Here is a 5079-nt window from a genome sequence, read left to right as displayed (position 1 = left end):
GGACGGGGTTGGGGGCACCGTCTGGAGGGCCTCGCGTGCCGCGTCGGCGAAGGCGGATGCGGACGGGTGGCGGTCGGACGGGTCCTTCGCCAGGCCGCGGGCGAGGACGTCGTCCAGGGTGGGGGGCAGCCCGGGTCGCGCGGCTGCCAGCGTCGGTGGCGGATCCTGCAGATGGGCGCGGATCACGCCGAGCCGTTCGGCCGCGACGAACGGCCGGCGGCCGGTCAGGCACTCGAAGAACAGGCAGGCGAGCGAGTAGACGTCCGAGCGGTGGTCGAGCCGCGTCGACCCGAATCGTTCGGGTGCCATGTACTCGATCGATCCGATCATCTCGCCGTCCGTGGTGATGCCGGCGCCGTCGACCGAGCGGGCGATCCCGAAGTCGACCAGGTAGACGAAGTCGGTCGGGCGAGCGCGGCCCGCGCACAGCACGTTGGACGGCTTGACGTCGCGGTGCACCAGCCCGTCGGCGTGTGCGGCGTCCAGTGCCGCGGCGAGCTGTTCCACCACGCCGACGGCGACCGACGGGTCGAGCGGTCCGTCACGGAGGACGGCCCCCAGATGGGCGCCCTCCACGAGGCGCATATCGAGGAAGAGCTGGCCGTCGATCTCGCCGTAGCGATGGATCGGGATGACGTGCGGCTCGCGCAGCCGGGCGGCGATCGCGGATTCCCGGCGGAACCGCTCGGTGTACTGCGGGTCGCCGGCCAGACCCGGCAGCAGCACCTTGAGCGCCACCATCCGCTGCTGGCCGGTGTCGTACGCCCGGTATACCTCGCCCATCCCGCCGCGCCCGAGCGGCGCCTCGATCCGGTACGGACCGAACATCCGCACCGGCTGTGACTGAGGCTCTGGCTGTTGCCCTGGCTTGGACATCACGTTCCCCCCGGAGGTCCTCGTCGGCGCCGCGCTCGGATCGCGAAAAGGAACAGGACGAGCAGCACCGGCACCAGGGCGAACGCCGCGGCGCCCGCCAGCCCCAGCGCGGGGCTGAGCGCGCCGACGAGGACAGCCCAGACCGCCATCGCCACCACCGCGACAGGCAGGGCCCGGCCGAGTGCGCGCAGCGCCCTCCCCGCGGACCTGCCCCGGCCAGCAGCGGGACCCGGTCCGGCGGCGCCCGCCGATCTCCCGCGGTTTCCCCGTCCGGCGCGGGTCGCCGATGGGGAACCGCCCGCAGGCGGCGCGGGCGGCGACGCCGTCGGGGTGCCCGCCGGGGCCGCCTGTGTCCGCGCTGGCGGTGAGAGAGGCGGGGTGGAACCGCCTGTCTGCTGCCACCAGGTGGCTCCCGGCTGGGGAGGGGCGGGTGACGCGCCGACGGTGGTGGGAACGTCGGGCCAGGGCGACGCGTTGGCGCCGCCGGTCTGGTCGAGCCGGGACGGCCGCGCGGGAGCGGGAGCCGGAGGGACGGGAGGCGTGGAGGCCGCGGAGGCGGCTGAGGTGGCAGAGGTGGCGGTGGTGGCGGTGGTGGTGGCGGTGGTGCGCGTCCACCAGGGCAGGGGGGCTTGGAGCAGTGCTTCCAGGTCGGTGCTGGCCGTCCAGTCCGGAGCGCAGCAGGCGCGCAGCCGGGCGGCGAGGCGGTCGATCTCCGGGTCGTGCAGCCGGTCGACGCGCGTCCATGCCTGGGTCTGGTGCGGCGGCTGGTAGTCGCGCCGTCCGAACAGCAGGTTCTCGCCGTCGTTGAGCTGGTCCCACTGGGTTGGTTCGCGGGCGAGCGCCAGCAGCGACAGGTAGATGACGAGCCCCGGGAAGGTGTCCATCCACGGGCCCCAGACCCGGTTCTCGGGCTGGTAGTTGCGGTGGCCGCCCTCGGACGGTGGCGGCAGGCCCTCGAAGGGGGCGATCCACGAGCTGTCGAAGTCGACGAGCCGGGGCCGGCCGGTGTCGTCGACGAGCACGTTGCCGTGCTGCAGATCGCCGTGGGCGAAGCGGGCGGCCTGGGCTCGGCGCAGCAGGTCGCGCCATGCGCCGGCGAGGGTGGCCAGCGCATCGCGGTTGTCGTCGTCGACGAGGTCCTCGACGTGCTGGTCGAGGGGGCGGCCCGCGACCCATTCCATCTGGACCATCGGCCAGCGCTGACCGTTGACGAGGATCGCCCGTTCCACCCACTGGCAGGCCGCGACGTCGCCGGTGAGGCCGCGCTCGGTGAACCAGGTGTTGAGCGCCGTGTACCGCTGCTGGGTGGAGGCGTCGTCGCGGGTGAAGAAACGCAGCGCCTGAGGGGTGCCGCCGACCGTCGCGCGGAACACGACGGCGGTGCTGCCCGAGGCGGGGACGGGAATGCCCAGCATCGGGTGTGTGTCGAAGGTGGCCGCGGCGAGGTCGGGCCGGTCGAACACGACGTCGGGCCGCTGCACGGCCCGGATGTAGTCCTCGGCGGACGGGTAGGCGGGCGACTCGCGGGTGGAGGCCGGGCCGGCCGGGCGGTCCGGCGGGCGGGAGGCCGATCGGCGGGTGGTCACAGGCACATCACCAGATCCCCGGGCGCCTCGGTGAGCAGGCGCACCCGCAGCAGTGTGACGTCGTCGTTGTGCAGCCGACCGGCCGCACGCTGGTCCGCGACGATCGCCGCGAACGCCGCGTCGTGGTCGAGCGCGGCGAGCGCCCACCACAGCGACGACTCGTCGCGCGCGGCCTCGACCAGCAGCCACTGGGCCAGCGCGTCGGTGGCGACGAAGAGCACGTCGCCGGCGCGGACCTCGCCGGCGCCCAGCTCCAGGTCCCGCAGCATCGGGTCGAGCGCCTCCGGGCGGGTGCCGACACCGGCGGGCGACAGGCCGAACTCGTCGACGCCGATCGGCGGGAAGTGGCTGAGCAGCCGACCGTCGCGGATGTGGAAGAGCACGGTGTCACCGAGCGCGGCGGCTTCCCAGCGGGCGCCGGGCCCGTCGAGGTCGGCGAGTCGGCAGCCCAGAAAGGTCGCGAACGATCCTTCGGTGAGGAACTTGTGGCGCTCGATGACCGTCGCGAACCGGGCGGGTGCCTCGGCCGCCCACAGCCGCTGGACCTGCTCGAACCAGACGCCCAACGCGTCGTGGGTGATCGCCGGCCCGGTGTGTGCGACGAACGACGCAACCAGGTGTTCCACCCAGCGGATCGCGTCGTAGGCCTCGGTCGCGCCGTCGACGACCACGAACCGGGGTTCCACGCCCGCGGCCGGGTCGCCGTCGTGGTAGGCGGCGGCGTCCTCCCATTCCAGCGGGGCGCTGCCCTGCTTCTCCAGGGCGAAGCAGGTCGAGCAGGCGAGGATCATCGACTCGTCTCTCCGTCCCTTATCTGTCCCGGACGTCCGCGACCCTGGTGCCGATTTCCAGGAACCAGACGAGGGTGGCGAGACCGGCGTTGAACACGAACCCGCGGGCACCGTCGGCGATCTCCACCCGGGCGCCGCGCGCGTTCGCCACCATCGACGACGGCAGCACGCTGGAGATCCCGAACAGGTCCGGTCCCGGTTCGGGCAGCCCGGCGGCGGTGGTCGGGAACAGCACCTCGGGGGCGAGCCGCGGGGACAGGAAGATGTTGAACAGCAGCGCCCGGCCGTCCCGCGTCTCGATCGAGGTGAGCCGGGCGGCCCACTCGGTCAGGTCGGCGCCGTCGTACGGGCTGTCGGTGACCATCCCGTCGGTGATGTTGATGACGATCGGCGGGAACGAGTCGGGATGGTTCGCCGCCCACCCGTAGACGTGCTCGCCGGCCGCCGCGATGGCCTGGCACATCGGCGTCCGGTAGCCGAACACCGGCTCGATCCAGACCGGGAGCCGGGAGCCCGCGACGGCGTCGACCGTCTCGTCGTCCGGCCCGCCGCGCGGCGCCTCGACCCGCAGCGGACTGTCGAACACCTGCGGGATCGGCACGATCGGCTGCCCGCCCAGCGCCGGCTCGACACCCTCGCCACCCGCCACCGGGCAGGCGCCGTAGCCGAAGACGCCCACGTCGAAGTAGTGCCGGGCCCGGCCGCCGACCTCCTTCGCGGACTTCACGCACAGGTCGAGCAGGATCTTGTTCACCGCACGGGCGGCGCCCTCGGCGAGGGTGCCCCCGCTGGACTGCCACGGCTGCTTCATCGAGTCGGACCGGTCCAGCAGGAACACGATGCAGCCGGGGTTCGCGCGGGAGAAGGTCTGCTCGTACATGGATCATCCGTCCTGGTCATGGGTCAACGGGCGCGGGGTCAACGGGCGCGGGGGCGTCGGGAGCGGGGTCATCGGGAGCGCCGCCGGCGGCTCGCGACGACGGTGGCGGGCCAGGCGCTGCCCGGCTGCCAGGTCCACTCGTGGCCGTCGACGCGGCACCGGAACATGTGTCCGACAGGACCGTTCGCCGCGTCACCGGGCCTGGGGTCACCGGACCTGACGTCCACGCGGAACGCGCCGCACCGCGGGCACTGCACGATGCGGGGAGCCTCACCCAGCCGAGCGAGATCGCGGGGCGCCGCGCGGACCGGCGTCGTGCGCACCAGCTCGCGCGCCGCCGGCGCCGGGGCGCCTCTGTTCCACCAGTCGCCGCCAGAGCTGCCGCGGGAAGCACCGCCAGAAGCACCAGCGGACGCGCCGACGGGTGTGCCACCGACAGAGCCCGCCCTGCCGGCCGGCGGGGAGAACGGAGCCCCGGCGACGGTCCCGACCTCGGTCGGCCAGTCATCCGGTTCGACCTGCTGCTGGTGCGGGGCCCGCGGCGAGGCATCTCGCGGCCGGGGCTGCCACACCAACGCGGCCGCGATCAGGGTACTGGCGACGACAGCCCCGAGGACGACGGCGAACGAGGTCCACCAGCCCGGCGGATCGGGCAGCCACAGGGACCAGCCGAACAGGGCCGCGACCAGCGCAGCGGCAACCGTGGCCGCGAGGATCGCCAGGTGTCGGAGCGGATCCTCCCCGGTCCGCGCCGGTGCGCGCCGCGCGCTCACTTCGTGTTGATCCGCAGCCGCATGGGCACCTCGCCCGCCCGGTCGAGCGACAGGCAGTTCCCGCCCTGCGCCGACTTGGTCGTGGTGATGGCACCCGCGTCCCCCGCGCCTGCCCCCTCGTCGGCCAGATCCGGCGGGATCGCAGGCGAGCCCGTGGCCGTGGGGGTCGGGGT

At 73.9% G+C, this 5079-nt stretch carries 5 protein-coding genes; all 5 read right to left on the bottom strand.

Annotation, left to right across the window (positions count from 1 at the left end):
- The coding region (locus C1A33_RS19875) for a serine/threonine-protein kinase (RefSeq protein ID WP_133150744.1) at positions 1–828 on the bottom strand (828 nt) is incomplete at its 3' end.
- 47 nt (positions 829–875) lie between these two features.
- On the bottom strand, positions 876–2462 hold the full coding sequence (locus tag C1A33_RS37500; RefSeq protein ID WP_279354668.1) for a phosphotransferase: 1587 nt from the start codon (positions 2460–2462) through the stop codon (positions 876–878).
- Positions 2459–3253: a hypothetical protein gene (locus tag C1A33_RS19865; RefSeq protein WP_101832946.1), complete on the bottom strand. Its 795-nt coding sequence runs from the start codon at positions 3251–3253 to the stop codon at positions 2459–2461. The genes C1A33_RS37500 and C1A33_RS19865 overlap by 4 nt, the downstream gene beginning before the upstream one ends.
- Before the next feature lie 19 nt (positions 3254–3272).
- Positions 3273–4133 (bottom strand): vWA domain-containing protein, encoded by an 861-nt coding sequence (locus C1A33_RS19860; protein ID WP_101832945.1) that lies wholly within the window; start codon positions 4131–4133, stop codon positions 3273–3275.
- A 68-nt stretch (positions 4134–4201) separates the two neighbouring features.
- Positions 4202–4906 (bottom strand): hypothetical protein, encoded by a 705-nt coding sequence (locus C1A33_RS19855; protein WP_101832944.1) that lies wholly within the window; start codon positions 4904–4906, stop codon positions 4202–4204.
- Between the last annotated feature and the right edge of the window lie 173 nt (positions 4907–5079).

Source organism: Frankia canadensis (assembly GCF_900197875.1).
Taxonomy (GTDB): domain Bacteria; phylum Actinomycetota; class Actinomycetes; order Frankiales; family Frankiaceae; genus Frankia; species Frankia canadensis.
Note: the sequence above shows the minus strand (reverse complement) of the source record. Positions and strands in the feature narration are given on the sequence as shown.

What these genes read in the sequence shown, in the direction of transcription:
- C1A33_RS19865 (WP_101832946.1), bottom strand. Translation starts at nt 3,253, where the DNA reads ATGATCCTCGCCTGCTCGACCTGCTTCGCCCTGGAGAAGCAGGGCAGC.
- C1A33_RS19860 (WP_101832945.1), bottom strand. Translation starts at nt 4,133, where the DNA reads ATGTACGAGCAGACCTTCTCCCGCGCGAACCCCGGCTGCATCGTGTTC.